Below are 14,363 nucleotides of genomic sequence, written 5' to 3' on the forward strand. Positions count from 1 at the left end.
GCTCCCGGTCACCGCCTCCGCGTGCCCCTGCTTCACCAGTCGCCGCAGATGGGCCTCGGCCTCCGAGACCGCGATGTTCCGTGAGCCGTACGGGATTTGGTCCCAGGGGCGGTTCCACTCCATCCGCTCCGCGAGCTGCCAGGGGGTGAGGGGGGTGGCCAGGAGGGTGAGCAGGCCGGTGAGGCGGTCCTCGTGGTGGGTGAGCAACTCCGCCACCCGGGAGGGCGCGTCGGTGAAGCTGTACTGGTGGGCCGGGAGGATCTCGGCGGGGGCGAGACGGCCGACGCGTTCGAGGGAGTCGAGGTAGTCGCCGAGCGGGTCGGTGACGGTGGCGTCGTCCGGATCCTCGTACAGGCCGATGTGCGGGGTGATCTCCGGGAGCAGATGGTCGCCGGAGAACAGGCGTCCGTGGCCCGGCAGTTGGGCCGGATGCTCCTCCTCCAGGTGGAGGCAGACATGGCCGGGCGTGTGGCCCGGCGTCCAGATCGCGCGCAGGCGGCGGCCGGGGAGGTCGAGGAACTCGCCGGGGACGATCTCGCGGTCGGGAAGGGCGGGCGCCAGGCCGGGGACGGTGCGGCGGCGGGCCGGGGGCGTGCGCAGCGGGGCGATGTGCTCCTCGGGGGCGCCGGCCGCCGTGAGCTTGTCCGCCATGTACGTGTACCAGCGTTCGGCGCGCGTCTCCCGGGTCCGCCGCACGATCGAGGCGTCCGCGGCGTGCATCGCCACCCACGCCCCGGAAGCCTCCCGCACCTTGCCCGACAGGCCGTGGTGGTCGGGGTGGTGGTGGGTGACGACGACTCCGTGCAGCGCGTCGACCGAGGTGCCGCAGGCGATCAGCCCCGAGGCCAGGGCGTCCCAGGACGCCGGGTCGTCCCAGCCGGTGTCGATGAGCACGGGCCCGCGGTCGGTGTCGACGACGTACACCAGCGTGTGGCCGAGCGGGTTGTCCGGGATCGGCACCCGGAGAGACCTGACACCCCCGCCGTGATCGAACGTAGCCGTCATCTGCCCGCCCCCTCCTGTGGCCCCGCGGCCGCACGGCCATTGCTCACTATAACTAGAACTGGTATCAGTTCTGGGGACAGCTGAGACACCGTCAGAAATGAAGGCAGCGGACATGGCTGAGCTCGTGGAACACGGAAAGCTGGTCATCGGCGGCGAGTTGACGGACCCGCTCGGCGACGCCGTCATCGAGGTGATCTCCCCGCACACCGAGGAGGTCATCGGGCGGGTGCCGCACGCGTCGGCGGCCGATGTGGACCGGGCCGTCGCCGTGGCGCGGCAGGCCTTCGACGAGGGGCCCTGGCCGCGGCTGTCGCTCGACGAGCGGCTCGCGGTGGTCACCCGGATCAAGGACGGGATCCTCACGCGGCATGAGGAGATCGCCCGGGTGATCTCCTCGCAGAACGGCTCCCCCTACTCCTGGAGCGTCCTCGCGCAGGCCCTCGGCGCGATGATGGTGTGGGACGCGGCGATCACCGTCGCCCGGGACTTCACCTACGAGGAGCGGCGCGCCGGCGTGCTCGGGAAGATCCTCGTCCGGCGCGAGCCGGTGGGCGTGGTCGCGGCCGTCGTCCCCTGGAACGTCCCGCAGTTCGTGGCCGCCGCCAAGCTCGCGCCCGCGCTGCTCACCGGCTGCACGGTGGTGCTGAAGCCGTCCCCGGAAACGCCGCTCGACGCCTACATCCTGGCGGACATCGCGCGGGAGGCCGGGCTGCCGGAGGGTGTGCTGTCGATCCTGCCGGCGGACCGCGAGGTGAGCGAGTACCTGGTCGGGCACCCCGGCGTCGACAAGGTCGCGTTCACGGGCTCGGTCGCGGCCGGCAAGCGGGTCATGGAGGTGGCGTCCAGGAACCTGACGCGGGTGACCCTGGAGCTGGGCGGCAAGTCGGCGGCGATCGTGCTGCCGGACGCGGACATCGCCACGGCCGTCCCCGGGATCGTCTCGGCCGCCTGGATGAACAACGGGCAGGCCTGTGTCGCCCAGACCCGCATCCTGCTGCCGCGCTCGCGCTACGACGAGTTCGCGGACGCCTTCGCCGCCGCCGCGAGCGCCCTCGTGGTCGGCGATCCGCTGGACCCGGCCACCCAGGTCGGGCCGCTGGTGGCCGAGCGGCAGCAGCGCCGCAACCTCGACTACATCCGCATCGGCCAGGAGGAGGGCGCGAAGATCCTCACCGGCGGCGGCCGTCCGCCCGGCCTCGACCGCGGCTGGTACGTCGAGCCGACGCTCTTCGGCGACGTCGACAACTCCATGCGGATCGCCCGTGAGGAGATCTTCGGCCCGGTGATCTGCCTGCTGCCCTACGACGACGAGTCCGAGGCGCTGAAGATCGCGAACGATTCCGACTACGGGCTCAGTGGCAGCGTCTGGACGGCCGACGTCGAGCACGGCATCGAGATCGCGCGCCAGGTCCGTACGGGGACGTACTCGGTGAACACCTTCAGCCTGGACATGCTCGGCCCGTTCGGCGGCTACAAGAACTCCGGGCTGGGGCGGGAGTTCGGGCCCGAGGGCTTCAGCGCGTACCTGGAGCACAAGATGATCCATCTGCCGGCCGGCTGGGAGGGCTGAGGCCGTCATGGGGGATCGGTGGCACGTCGAGGTGGACCGCTCCCTGTGCATCGGGTCGGCCCAGTGCATCCATCACGCGCCCGACGGCTTCCGGCTGGACACCGCACGCCAGTCCCATCCGGCCGATCCGGACACGGACGCGAACGAGCGGGTGCTGGCGGCGGCGGAGAGCTGCCCGGTGGAGGCGATCACGATCACGCTGCCGGAGAGCGGGGAGCCGGTCTTTCCTCCGGAAGAGTGAAAAATATCCCTATTGGGGTGTTCTGCTTTGCCCCACGTGTTCTATTCTGGTAGTGGCCTACGAGGCGAATGAGGGAGTTCGACCGGAGTAGCCGACTCTGGCGAGACGCCGAGAGGTACGGGCATCCGCTGGGGCCGACGTCGACGGACGAGCTGAGGGACCGGAAGGTCGCAGGACAGGGCCTGACGGAAAGCCCTCTTCGTCTCGTAGGTTCTATCTATCTGTCCGCCCGGTCCGCCCGAGGGTCCGTCACGTCGATCAGGCGGCAGACCGTCTCGATGTCGATCCGGACCTGGGCGATGGACGCGCGGCCCGACAGCCAGGTGATGAGCGCCGAGTGCCAGGTGTGCTCGATGACGCGGACCGCGGAGAGCTGCTCGGGGGTGGGGTCGGTCAGGCCCATCGAGTCCAGGATGATCGCCGTCGTCTGCCGGGAGACCTGGTCGACCTCCGGGGAGACGCTGCGGTCGGCGAAGGTCAGCGCGCGGACCATCGCGTCGGCCAGATGCGGCTCGCGTTGCAGGGCGCGGAAGGCGCGCATCAGGGTCTCCGCGACCCGGTCCGCCGCGTTCTCGCCCGTCGGGGGCTTCTTCCGCAGTGTGCCGTGCATATGCTCCAGCTGGTCCTGCATCGTGGCGACCAGCAGGTGCACCTTGGAGGGGAAGTAGCGGTAGAGGGTGCCGAGGGCGACCTGCGAGGACTCCGCGACCTCCCGCATCTGCACCGCGTCGAAACCGCCCCGGCTGGCCAACTGCGCGCTCGCGTGCAGGATCCGGCGGCGGCGCGCCTCCTGCCGCTCCGTGAGGGGGGAGTGCGCGGGGCGCTGAGGGGTGACTTCCGCAGGCATGGGTCCCGTTTCCGTTCCGTTCCGTCGGTCGTGCCGTCGGTGGTGCCGTCGGTCGTGGCGCGAATCACCTGATCCACCGCTCACAGCACAGCTACCTGCCGGTAGATTCAGAGCCTCCCGAACGATCAAGTCTGAAACTTGTTCTAGATTAGCGTCCCGTCGTAGTCTCGCGGGACAATGCAGGCAGAAGGGGGCCCGGAGTGACCGCTGAGGCCAGTCAGGCGGGGTCCCGGAAGGACCTTGCCGCTGACGGCGGGCGACCGCTCGACATCGCGCTCCTCACCTATAAGGGGAACCCGTTCTGCGGGGGCCAGGGCGTCTACGTACGGCATCTCTCACGGGAGCTCGTCCGCCTCGGTCACCGTGTCGAGGTCATCGGCTCCCAGCCCTATCCGGTGCTGGACCCGGGCCACGACGACCGCCTCTCCCTCACCGAGCTGCCCAGCCTCGACCTCTACCGCCAGCCGGATCCTTTCCGCACCCCCGGGCGCGGCGAGTACCGCGACTGGATCGACGCCCTCGAAGTGGCGACGATGTGGACCGGCGGCTTCCCCGAACCGCTGACCTTCTCGCTGCGCGCCCGCCGCCATCTGCGCGCCCGGAGCGGCGAGTTCGACGTCGTGCACGACAACCAGACCCTGGGCTACGGGCTGTTGGGGGACGTCGGCGCGCCCCTGGTCACCACCATCCACCACCCCATCACCGTCGACCGGCAGTTGGAGCTGGACGCCGCCGAGGGATGGCGGCGGCGGTACTCCGTGCGCCGCTGGTACGGGTTCACCGCCATGCAGAAGCGCGTCGCGCGCCGGCTGCCGTCCGTGCTCACCGTCTCCGGCACCTCCCGCCAGGAGATCATCGACCACCTCGGCGTCCGCGACGACCGCATCCACGTCGTCCACATCGGCGCGGACACCGACCTGTTCCGGCCGGATCCGGCCGTGCCGCGGGTGCCGGGCCGGATCGTGACGACGTCCAGCGCGGACGTCCCGCTCAAGGGCCTGGTCTTCCTCGTCGAGGCGCTGGCGAAGGTGCGCACCGAGCATCCGACGGCCCACCTCGTCGTCGTCGGCAAGCGCCCGCAGGAGGGGCCGGTCGCCCAGGCGATCGAGCGGTACGGCCTCGAAGGCGCCGTCGAGTTCGTCAAGGGCATCTCCGACGCCGAACTGGTCGACCTGGTGCGCTCGGCGGAGGTCGCCTGCGTGCCGTCGCTGTACGAGGGCTTCTCGCTGCCCGCCGCCGAGGCCATGGCCACGGGCACCCCGCTGCTCGCCACGACCGGCGGGGCGATCCCCGAGGTCGCCGGGCGCGACGGGGAGACCTGTCTGGCCGTGCCGACGGGCGACGCGGGCGCGCTGGCCGTGGGCCTGAGCCGGCTTCTGGGCGACCCCGAGCTGCGGGCCCGGCTCGGCGCGGCCGGCCGCGAACGGGTGCTGGAACGGTTCACCTGGGCGCGGGCCGCCGAGGGGACCGTGGCCCGCTACCGCGAGGCGATAGCCGACGGCCGTCACCAGCGGGCGGCCGAGGCGCCGGCCCCGGCCCAGGCCCAGGCCCCGGCTTCTCAAGCTGTCGACCCTGACGTGGACGTGGACGTCGACGTCGATGTCGTAACCGAAGCATCCGATCGCGAAAGCAGGGCCACGTGCTGACCGTCGACTTCTCCCGGTTCCCGCTCGCCCCGGGCGACCGAGTCCTGGACCTCGGCTGCGGGGCCGGCCGGCACGCCTTCGAGTGCTACCGGCGGGGCGCGCAGGTCGTGGCCCTGGACCAGAACGCCGAGGAGATCCGCGAGGTCGCCAAGTGGTTCGCGGCGATGAAGGAGGCCGGCGAGGCCCCGGAGGGCGCCACCGCCACGGCGATGGAGGGCGACGCCCTCGCGCTGCCCTTCCCCGACGAGTCCTTCGACGTCGTCATCATCTCCGAGGTCATGGAGCACATCCCGGACGACAAGGGCGTCCTCGCGGAGATGGTGCGGGTGCTCAAGCCGGGCGGCCGGATCGCGATCACCGTCCCGCGCTACGGGCCCGAGAAGGTCTGCTGGACCCTCTCCGACGCCTACCACGAGGTCGAGGGCGGCCACATCCGCATCTACAAGGCGGACGAACTGCTCACGAAGATCAAGGAAGCCGGGCTGAAGCCGTACGGCACCCATCACGCCCACGCGCTGCACTCGCCGTACTGGTGGCTGAAGTGCGCGTTCGGCGTGGACAACGACAAGGCGCTGCCGGTGCGGGCGTACCACAAGCTGCTGGTCTGGGACATCATGAAGAAGCCGCTGGCCACCCGGGTCGCCGAGCAGGCGCTGAACCCGCTGATCGGCAAGAGCTTCGTGGCCTACGCGACCAAGCCGCATCTCCCGACGCTGTCCGAGGCGGCCGCCAAGTGACCACCCCCCGGACAGAACACCTGGTCCTGCCCGGGGTCCTCACCGCCGAGCAGGCCGCCGCGACCGTCGCCGGCATCCTCGCCGTGCAGCGCGAGGACGGCGCGATCCCGTGGTTCCGGGGTCACCACCTCGACCCGTGGGACCACACCGAGGCCGCCATGGCACTGGACGCGGCCGGCGAGCACGAGGCCGCCGACCGCGCCTACACCTGGCTGGCCCGGCACCAGAACGACGACGGATCGTGGTTCGCCGCCTACGCCGACGGGGACTTCGACGAGGTCACCGACCGCGGCCGGGAGACGAACTTCGTCGCCTACATAGCCGTCGGCGTCTGGCACCACTACCTCTCCACCGGCGACGACACCTTCCTCGACCGCATGTGGCCGGCCGTCTACGCGGCGATCGAGTACGTGCTGCGGCTCCAGCAGCCGGGCGGCCAGATCGGCTGGCGGCGCGACGACGACGGCACACCGACCGCCGACGCGCTGCTCACCGGCTCCTCCTCGATCCACCAGGCGCTGCGCTGCGCCCTCGCCATCGCCGAGCAGCGCGAAGAGGCGCAGCCGGACTGGGAGTTGGCGGCGGGCGCGCTGCGGCACGCCATACGACGGCATCCGGAGCGGTTCCTCGACAAGGACCGCTACTCGATGGACTGGTACTACCCGGTGCTGGGCGGCGCGTTGACCGGCGCCGAGGCCAAGTCCCGTATCGAGGCGGACTGGGAGCGGTTCGTGGTGCCCGGTCTCGGCGTGCGGTGCGTCGTGCCCAACCCGTGGGTGACGGGCGGCGAGTCCGCGGAACTCGCCCTCGCGCTCTGGGCGATGGGCGAGTCCGACCGGGCGCTGGAGATCCTGCAGGCGATCCAGCATCTGCGGGACGCGGAGTCCGGGCTGTACTGGACCGGGTTCGTGTTCGACGACGAGGCGATCTGGCCCCGCGAACTCACCACCTGGACCGCGGGCTCGCTGCTGCTCGCCGTCGCGGCCCTCGGCGGCCACGAGGCCACCTGCGCGGTGTTCGGCGGTGAGCAACTCCCCTCCGGGCTCGAGGCGGACTGCTGCGCCTGAGCGGACCGGCCGCGCCTGAGCGGATTGCTCAGGGGTGGCTCGGCGGCTGCCGAGTGGCTGCTCGATGGTGGCTCGGCGGCTGCCGATTGGCTGCTCGGTGGCTGCTCAGTGGCGGTGGACGCGGCCTGCGATCGCGTGGCCCACGAACAGGTAGACGACCGCGGCCAGGCCGTACCCCGCCACCACCCTCGCCCACGCCTCGTCGAACGTGAACAGATCGTAGGACCAGCCCGCGAGCCAGCGGGCCGTGTCGTGGACGAACTCCACGAAGCTGTTGCCGCGGTTGGCGTCGAACAGGTACATCACGATCCACAGGCCCAGGATGAGGGCCATCACGTCTGCGACGATCGCGATGACCGTCCCTGCCTGGTTGGCGCCGTTGCGATTTCGAGTGGACATGCTGCTCGGGTTGCCGTTCGCACCCGTATGAAACGTGTTCCCCGCGAAACCCGTTCCCTAGGCGGTGAGTTCCGCCAGCACCCGCAGGGTGTGCGGGTCGGGCGCCACCACCAGGAGGTCCGTCACCGGGCCCTTGCGCCACAGCTCCAGCCGCTCCGCGATGCGTTCGCGCGGGCCGACGAGGGAGATCTCGTCGGCGAAGGCGTCCGGGACGGCGAGTACGGCCTCCTCGCGCCGGCCGGCCAGGAACAGCTCCTGGATGTGCCGGGCCTCCGCCTCGTAGCCCATGCGTGCCATCAGGTCGGCGTGGAAGTTGCGGGTGGCGTGGCCCATGCCGCCGATGTAGAAGCCCAGCATGGCCTTCACGGGCAGCAGTCCCTCGGCGAGGTCGTCGCAGACCCGCGCCCGCGCCAGGGGGGCCACCCGGAAGCCCTCGGGCAGCTCGGCCACCGCCGGGCCGTACGCGTCCGGCCGGTTCGGCGACCAGTACAGCGGCAGCCAGCCGTCGGCGATGCGGATCGTCTGGGCCACGTTCTTCGGCCCCTCCGCGCCCAGCAGCACCGGCAGGTCGGGGCGGAGGGGGTGGGTGATCGACTTGAGCGGCCGGCCGAGGCCCGTCGCGTCCGGCCCGCGGTAGGGATGGGCGTGGAACCGTCCGGCCGCCTCCACCGGCCCCTCGCGCCGCAGCACCTGCCGGACGACGTCCACGTACTCCCGGGTCGCGGTCAGCGGCGACTTCGGGAACGGGCGGCCGTACCAGCCCTCGACGACCTGGGGACCCGACAGGCCCAGCCCCAGCATCATGCGGCCGCCGGACAGATGGTCCAGGGTCAGGGCGTGCATCGCGGTCGTGGTGGGGGAGCGGGCCGCCATCTGGGCCACCGCCGTGCCCAGCCGGATCGTCGACGTCCGGGCGGCGATCCAGGTCAGGGCGGTGAAGGCGTCCGAGCCCCAGGCCTCCGCCGTCCACACGGAGTCGTAGCCGAGCCGTTCCGCTTCACGCGCCAGCTCCACGTGGTCGGGGGAGGGGCCGCGGCCCCAGTAGCCGAGCGCCAGACCGAGCCGCATGACTGCCTCCTGACGGTTCGTCAGATCACAGAGGTGGGCTGCGACTGTACGACAACGGCCCCCCGCCCGGAAGGGCGGGGGGCCGTTGTCGTACAGGTGCTGCGCGGGGGTGGGACTCAGCCGCGCTGGATGCCGGAGGTGTCCCGCAGGACACCGCGACGGCCGTCCTGCGTCTGGGCGACCAGACCCTGGCCGCCCTGCTCGACCGCCAGGTACCAGGTGCCCGGCGCCAGTTCGGCGATGGGCAGCGGCGCACCGTCCTCCGCGTACAGCGGACGCGGCACCGGCACCGCGAACCAGAACGGCGAGAAGTCCCCGGCCGGCGGCTGCACCGGACCCGGCTGACCGCCGCCGAACGACTGCGGACCCGGCTGACCGGGCTGGCCCTGCTGCGGCGGAGTGCCGAACGCCGACGGCTGCGGCGCGCCCGGGTAGCCGTAACCGGCGGGCGGCTGCGCGCCGTACGGCTGGGGCGTCGGAGGCTTCGGCGCCGGGATGAGCCCGGCCTGGAGCGCGGGGACCAGCGGAGTGGCGATCGCGCCGCCGGCCATCACCAGCGTGGCGACCAGGGCGAGGATCAGACCGGTGCCGGCGGAGGGGGCGTTGGAGTTGTCGCCGCCGAAGTTGTCCAGGCCGCCGATCGGGTCGATGACGTTGCCCAGCGCGCTCCACGCGGCGAAGACCACGAAGGCCACGCCGAACGGGCCGAGGTCCAGACCGGCGACCTTGCGGGGCTGCGGCAGCGCACGGGCCACGACGATGAGCGCGGCGCCGATGAGGCCTGCGAGGACGACGCTGAGCAGGACCGGTCCGCTCGACCAGAGGCTGGGGATGTCGAGACCGCTGGCGACGCCGTCGTACGAGTAGTTGTCCAGGAACGACGCGATGAACAGCAATACCGCTGCTCCGATCACCACGCCGTCGCCTCGAGTGAGGGAGCGGATATTCACTTCAGGTCCTTCGTCAGTCGTCTCGTCGTCGGTACACGCGTGTACGCATACACGTAGCGGGTGGAGGCGTCGCTGTCACCATGTCGCCGTAAGGCCCCTGTGTGAAGCGCGGGGGTGGCCCCTCATCGTAGGGACGACACTATCGTCCGCACGATTGAGCTGTCCGCCCGGATCAGTCCGCTGATCACTACCCGCGCAGGAAACTCACGATTCCCTCAGAGATCCCTCGCGCCGCCTGCTGCCGCCAGGCGCTGCTGGTCAGCAGCGCCGCGTCCTTGGTATCGCGCATGTTGCCGCACTCGATGAACACCTTGGGAACCGTTGACAGATTGAGACCGCCCAGGTCCTCACGCGTGACGAGACCGGTTCCGTCCCCGACGTAGTTGGACGGCGAAGTGCCCGTCGTGCGGGCGAAGTCGCCCGCGATCAGCTTTCCGAGGTCCTTCGACGGGGCGACGATGCCCCGGTTGTCGGCGATGCCCTCGTGCACCGCGCCCGGCAGGATCACATGGAAGCCGCGCTGCCCGGCCCCGGCGCCGTCGGCGTGGATCGAGACGACCGCGTCGGCGTGCGCCGTGTTCCCGATCCTCGCCCGCTCGTCGACACACGGGCCGAACGGCCGGTCCGCGTCCTGCGTCAGCTTCACCGTGGCGCCCTGCTGTTGCAGCAGCGTGCGCAACCGGTGGGCCACGTCCAGCGTGAACTCCGCCTCGCTGTAACCCGAGTTCGTGGACGTACCCGTCGTGTCGCACTCCTTCCGGTTGGTGCCGATGTCCACCTTGCGGTTGATCTCGGCGGTGTGCTCGACGTTGGTGGGGTTGTGCCCGGGGTCGATGACGACGACCTTGCCCGCGAGGCCGGCCGCGCTCTCGCTCGGCGACGCGGTGAGCGTGCCCGGCTTCTCGTTGCCGCCGGCCGGGGTGGGGTCGAGGACGCCGGCGCCGGCAGAGGCGCCCGCCCCCGCACCGGCCACCCGGTCCGCTCCGCCGCCCCCGTCGCTCCCGCCGTTCCCGGTTCCGCCCAGCGTCTCGAACGCCAGCCAGCCCAGCAGCGCCCCGGGCACGAGCACGGCGAGCGCCAAGGCCAGCGGGCGGCGCGGCGGCGAGCGGCGCGGCGGCGGAGGGCCGAAGGGGTCGGAAGCGCCGAAGGGATCGACGGGGCCGGAGTTCGAGCCTGTGTACGACACGCCTGCCACCCTAGGGCCTGTCGTTTGGATCACGCCGCAGACGCGGGGTGTGGCACGCACATCTGCGGCGTTGTCGTCAGTCGCCGACTCCCCCACTCTCGGCTGCGCTCGAGCGGGGGGACCCCCATCGCGTCGACTCCCTCCTCCGCCTTGCAGCTGCACGCACCACACCCCGCTCACCGGCGCTGATTCGGCACCGCCGATTTCCTGCGACCTGATCCAAACGACAGGCCCTAACGGGCACCCCTAACGCGTCACCTCCGCCGACTCGTACTCGGTGCCTTGTGGGGCCAGACAGGCGAACCAGTCGTACGGGGAGCCGTCGGCCGTGCGGAGGGCCGGGGCGGCGACGCCGTCTCCGGCGGCGTTCGAAGGGGCCCTGCCGACCTCGGTCTTCGTGCCGTTCTTCCAGGTGCAGGTCACCTGTCGGGCGGTCTTGGCCACATGGCCGATCACCAGCCGGTCGGGCCCTTCGGCGGTCGGGTCGAGCGGAACCGCGAAGGCGTCCATGGCCGTGCCCGACATGGTGTCCCCTGCGGCGGTCAGGCCGTGCAGGGTCAGGTGCTGCCAGGCGACGCCGTTCGCCTCGGTGCCGCGGTACACGAAGTACGCGCTCCTGCCGACCAGGTCGGCGGCCGTGTTCGCGGCCGTCGGGGTCTCGCCGTACTCCTCCATCGCGTTCATCATGGCCCGGGCGTCCCGCACGTCGGCCGGCGCCGGCCAGACGTCGAGCGTGACCTGCCATTCTTTGCCGCCGTCCGTGCCGGTCCAGAGGGTGATGCTGGTCGTGGGCCGGAACGACGACGCCGTCCCGGTGGCCGCCGGCTGCGTCGCCGCCGGTGTCACCCGCTCTCCGCCGCCGCCCGGCAGGCCGCCCGCCGCCAGCGCCCCCGTGGAGCCGGCGACCACCAGGGCCGTGGCCGTGGCGACCGCCCAGCGGCGGGCCCTGCGGCGGCGGCCGCCGCGGATCAGTGCCTGGGTGGGGGCTATGCCGATCTCGACCTCGTCCGCGGCCTCGGCCAGCAGGACGGCGATGTCGTGCTGTGTCATGTCGTGGCTCGTCTCCCGGTCCGCGTTCATCACTTCCGCCCTCCGTACGTCACCGTGTCCGCCAGTTCCGGTATGGCGCGCAGTTTCGCGATCCCCTTGGCCGCGTTGCTCTTCACCGTGCCGACCGAACAGCCCATCGCCTCGGCCGTCTGCGTCTCGGTCAGGTCCTCCCAGTAGCGCAGCACCACCGCCTCCCGCTGCCGTGGCGGCAGCGCGGCCAGCGCCTTCAGCAGGGTGTGCCGGTCGTCGGCCCGGGCGATCAGGTCGCCGGTGTCGGCGACCTCGTGCGCCGGGCCCGAGCCGTCGTCCCTCGGCGCGAGCAGCTCTCGGAGCTTCCTGCGGTACTTGCGTGCATGCGCGTTGATCATCACGCGCCGTACGTAAGCCTCCGGCTCGTCGGCTGCGCCGACCCGGCGCCAGGCCACGTAGACCTGTTCCAGCGTCGACTGGACCAGGTCCTCCGCGGCGTGCTGCTCCCCCGTGAGGAGAAAGGCCGTGCGCATCAGCCGCGGCCAGCGGCCGACGACGAAGGCCTGGAACTCCGTGTCCCTGTCCTGCTTCCCATCCCGATCCCGATCCCCCATGGGCACTGCACCTCCTAGATGTTCAAAGGAGGCCATGAGCGGTCCGGATCGTTGCCTCGGGAGGGAGAGATTCTCCGCGACAGCCACAGCAGTCACAGCGGCCACAGCAGTCACAGCCCGGCGCCACGGTCCCGTTTCCCAAGAGAACCTAAAGAAATCGTTAGTACGCCGAAGCATCGGAATAGTTGCCCATGCGTACAGGTTCAGGTCCCATGTAATCCCCGAACCACCGCCCCGGAGGCACCACCTCATGACGCACACGACCGACCGGCCCACCCGCCAAGCGAGCGGAGCCGTCGTCCCGGTGCTCGCCTTCGCGGGCATCGTGGTCGCGGTGATGCAGACCCTGCTCGTCCCGGTCATCAAGGACCTGCCGCAGCTGCTGGGCACCGAGCCCAGCAACGCCACCTGGGTCCTGACCTCCACCCTTCTCTCCGGCGCCGTGGCCACCCCGATCATGGGCCGCCTCGGCGACCTGTACGGCAAGCGGCGGCTGCTGATCCTCAGCCTCGCGGTGATGGTCGTCGGCGCCCTGGTCAGCGCGCTCACCAGCGACCTGCTCACGATGATCGTCGGCCGTACCCTCCAGGGCTTCGCCATGGGCGCGATCCCGCTGGGCATCGGCCTGATGCGGGACATGCTGCCCCGCGAGAAGCTCGGCTCGGCGATGGCCCTGATGAGCTCCTCCATCGGCGTCGGCGGCGGCCTCGCCCTGCCCGCCGCGGCCCTGGTCGCCCAGCACGCCGACTGGCACGCCCTCTTCTACGGCGCCGCCGGCCTCGGCGTCCTCGCCATCGGCCTCACCCTCCTCGTCGTCCCCGAGTCCCCGGCCCGCGCCGAGGGCACCTTCGACGTGCTCGGCGCGATCGGCCTCTCCACCGGGCTCGTCCTCTTCCTCCTGCCGATCACCAAGGGCAGCGACTGGGGCTGGACCTCCGGCACCACGCTCGGCCTGTTCGCCGCCGCGGCCGTCGTCCTCCTGCTGTGGGGCGTGATGGAGCTGCGGCTGAAGGCCCCGCTGGTCGACCTGCGCACCACGGCCCGCCCCGCCGTCCTCTTCACCAACCTCGCCTCGATCATGGTCGGCGTCTCGTTCTACGTCGTCTCCCTGGTGCTCCCGCAGCTTCTCCAGCTGCCGAAGGCCACCGGCTACGGACTCGGCCAGTCGATGGTCACCGCCGGTCTGCTCGTCGCACCGCTCGGTCTGACGATGATGATCACCGCGCCCGTCTACGCCAAGCTGTCCGCGAAGTACGGCCCCAAGGTGACCCTGATCCTCGGCATGCTGATCATCGCGATCGGCTACGGCGCCGGACTCGGCCTGATGAGCGCCGCCTGGCAGAGCCTCGTCATCGCGGTCGTCCTGGGCGCCGGCATCGGCCTCGCCTACTCCTCCCTCCCCGCGCTGATCGTCGGCGCGGTCCCCGCCTCGGAGACCGGCGCGGCCAACGGCCTCAACACCCTGATGCGGTCCATCGGCACCTCGGTGTCCAGCGCCGTCATCGGCATGGTCCTGGCCAACACCGCGAACGACGTCGGCGGCGTAGCGGTCCCGACCATGCACGGCTTCCGCGTCTCCTTCCTGATCGCCACGGCCGCCGTCGCGATCGGCCTGCTCCTCGCGCTCTTCCTGCCCGGCCGGCCGCGCCCGTCGACGGCCACGCAGCTGCGCGCCAGCAGCGAGGAGGACGCCAACCTGGAGCGCGCCGAGGCAGTCCTGCGGGGCTTCCGCGGCCGGGTCCTGGACTCCGCCGGCACCCCGGTCGCCCGCGCCAAGGTCACCCTGATCGACCGCCGCGGCCGGCAGGCCGGAGCCACCCTGTCGTCCCAGGACGGCAGCTACGCCCTCGCCGTCCCGGCCCAGGGCGCGTACGTCCTCGCCGCCAAGGCCACCGGCCACGGCCCGCTGGCGAGCGCCGCGACCCACGCGGGCGACGAGCGGGCGGTCGCCCTGGACCTCACCCTGCCGCTGCCCGAGGAGACCGAGGAGACCCTCGCCGCTCGCTGAGGGCA

At 71.6% G+C, this 14,363-nt stretch carries 14 protein-coding genes; 6 read left to right on the forward strand and 8 right to left on the reverse strand.

The genetic code is table 11. From position 1 onward, the window contains the following. Positions 1-1,005 (reverse strand): MBL fold metallo-hydrolase (locus ABZ725_RS39545; RefSeq protein WP_358807219.1); only part of this gene is annotated, 1,005 nt, incomplete at its 3' end. A gap of 112 nt (positions 1,006-1,117) precedes the next feature. On the opposite strand from ABZ725_RS39545, the gene ABZ725_RS39550 reads away from it, so the two are divergent. Together ABZ725_RS39550 and ABZ725_RS39555 are read left to right on the forward strand one after the other, a co-directional pair. Then, complete coding sequence (locus ABZ725_RS39550) at positions 1,118-2,575, forward strand: aldehyde dehydrogenase (protein ID WP_358807220.1); 1,458 nt, start codon at positions 1,118-1,120, stop codon at positions 2,573-2,575. A 7-nt stretch (positions 2,576-2,582) separates the two neighbouring features. Then, positions 2,583-2,816 (forward strand): ferredoxin, encoded by a 234-nt coding sequence (locus ABZ725_RS39555; protein ID WP_358807221.1) that lies wholly within the window; start codon positions 2,583-2,585, stop codon positions 2,814-2,816. Between the two features lie 217 nt (positions 2,817-3,033). On the opposite strand, the gene ABZ725_RS39560 is transcribed toward ABZ725_RS39555, so the two are convergent. Further along, the gene (locus ABZ725_RS39560) at positions 3,034-3,663 is read right to left on the reverse strand and encodes a TetR family transcriptional regulator (RefSeq protein ID WP_358807222.1); all 630 of its coding nucleotides are present in this window, start codon (positions 3,661-3,663) and stop codon (positions 3,034-3,036) included. A gap of 200 nt (positions 3,664-3,863) precedes the next feature. Here ABZ725_RS39560 and ABZ725_RS39565 point away from each other — a divergent pair, with 200 nt between their 5' ends. From ABZ725_RS39565 to ABZ725_RS39575, 3 genes are read left to right on the forward strand one after another with little or no spacing between them, the layout of a single operon-like run. Next, a complete protein-coding gene (locus ABZ725_RS39565) occupies positions 3,864-5,309 on the forward strand; it encodes a glycosyltransferase family 4 protein (protein ID WP_358807223.1) in 1,446 nt (481 codons plus the stop codon). Beyond that, positions 5,303-6,046 carry a class I SAM-dependent methyltransferase gene (locus ABZ725_RS39570; protein ID WP_351911268.1) on the forward strand — a complete coding sequence of 248 codons (744 nt, stop codon included), beginning with the start codon at positions 5,303-5,305 and terminating at the stop codon, positions 6,044-6,046. Before ABZ725_RS39565 ends, ABZ725_RS39570 begins: the two co-directional genes overlap by 7 nt. Then, positions 6,043-7,113, forward strand: coding sequence for a prenyltransferase (locus ABZ725_RS39575; protein WP_358807224.1), 1,071 nt, complete (start codon positions 6,043-6,045; stop codon positions 7,111-7,113). Before ABZ725_RS39570 ends, ABZ725_RS39575 begins: the two co-directional genes overlap by 4 nt. A gap of 105 nt (positions 7,114-7,218) precedes the next feature. Here the strand turns inward: ABZ725_RS39575 and ABZ725_RS39580 are convergent, their stop codons facing one another. From ABZ725_RS39580 to ABZ725_RS39605, 6 genes are all read right to left on the reverse strand, one after another. Continuing rightward, positions 7,219-7,512, reverse strand: coding sequence for a hypothetical protein (locus ABZ725_RS39580; protein ID WP_358807225.1), 294 nt, complete (start codon positions 7,510-7,512; stop codon positions 7,219-7,221). 57 nt (positions 7,513-7,569) lie between these two features. Then, the gene (locus tag ABZ725_RS39585; protein ID WP_358807226.1) at positions 7,570-8,580 is read right to left on the reverse strand and encodes an LLM class F420-dependent oxidoreductase; all 1,011 of its coding nucleotides are present in this window, start codon (positions 8,578-8,580) and stop codon (positions 7,570-7,572) included. 116 nt (positions 8,581-8,696) lie between these two features. Beyond that, positions 8,697-9,530, reverse strand: a complete 834-nt coding sequence (locus ABZ725_RS39590; protein WP_358807227.1) for a hypothetical protein — start codon at positions 9,528-9,530, stop codon at positions 8,697-8,699. A gap of 187 nt (positions 9,531-9,717) precedes the next feature. Beyond that, complete coding sequence (locus tag ABZ725_RS39595; RefSeq protein WP_358807228.1) at positions 9,718-10,716, reverse strand: N-acetylmuramoyl-L-alanine amidase; 999 nt, start codon at positions 10,714-10,716, stop codon at positions 9,718-9,720. Positions 10,717-10,962: 246 nt separating this feature from the next. After that, positions 10,963-11,766 carry a hypothetical protein gene (locus ABZ725_RS39600; RefSeq protein ID WP_358807229.1) on the reverse strand — a complete coding sequence of 268 codons (804 nt, stop codon included), beginning with the start codon at positions 11,764-11,766 and terminating at the stop codon, positions 10,963-10,965. Positions 11,767-11,795: 29 nt separating this feature from the next. Beyond that, the gene (locus ABZ725_RS39605; protein ID WP_351911261.1) at positions 11,796-12,350 is read right to left on the reverse strand and encodes a SigE family RNA polymerase sigma factor; all 555 of its coding nucleotides are present in this window, start codon (positions 12,348-12,350) and stop codon (positions 11,796-11,798) included. A gap of 250 nt (positions 12,351-12,600) precedes the next feature. Between ABZ725_RS39605 and ABZ725_RS39610 the strand changes: the two genes are divergently transcribed. Then, positions 12,601-14,358, forward strand: coding sequence for an MFS transporter (locus tag ABZ725_RS39610; protein WP_358807230.1), 1,758 nt, complete (start codon positions 12,601-12,603; stop codon positions 14,356-14,358). Positions 14,359-14,363 lie beyond the last annotated feature (5 nt).

The sequence above is a fragment of the Streptomyces sp. NPDC006872 genome, from assembly GCF_040635845.1.
Taxonomy (GTDB): Bacteria; Actinomycetota; Actinomycetes; order Streptomycetales; family Streptomycetaceae; genus Streptomyces.

Excerpts from the sequence above, each read along its gene's own strand:
- ABZ725_RS39610 (WP_358807230.1), top strand. The coding sequence starts at position 12,601 with ATGACGCACACGACCGACCGGCCCACCCGCCAAGCGAGCGGAGCCGTC.
- ABZ725_RS39605 (WP_351911261.1), bottom strand. The coding sequence starts at position 12,350 with ATGGGGGATCGGGATCGGGATGGGAAGCAGGACAGGGACACGGAGTTC.
- ABZ725_RS39560 (WP_358807222.1), bottom strand. The coding sequence starts at position 3,663 with ATGCCTGCGGAAGTCACCCCTCAGCGCCCCGCGCACTCCCCCCTCACG.
- ABZ725_RS39555 (WP_358807221.1), top strand. The coding sequence starts at position 2,583 with ATGGGGGATCGGTGGCACGTCGAGGTGGACCGCTCCCTGTGCATCGGG.
- ABZ725_RS39600 (WP_358807229.1), bottom strand. The coding sequence starts at position 11,766 with ATGACACAGCACGACATCGCCGTCCTGCTGGCCGAGGCCGCGGACGAG.
- ABZ725_RS39550 (WP_358807220.1), top strand. The coding sequence starts at position 1,118 with ATGGCTGAGCTCGTGGAACACGGAAAGCTGGTCATCGGCGGCGAGTTG.
- ABZ725_RS39580 (WP_358807225.1), bottom strand. The coding sequence starts at position 7,512 with ATGTCCACTCGAAATCGCAACGGCGCCAACCAGGCAGGGACGGTCATC.
- ABZ725_RS39585 (WP_358807226.1), bottom strand. The coding sequence starts at position 8,580 with ATGCGGCTCGGTCTGGCGCTCGGCTACTGGGGCCGCGGCCCCTCCCCC.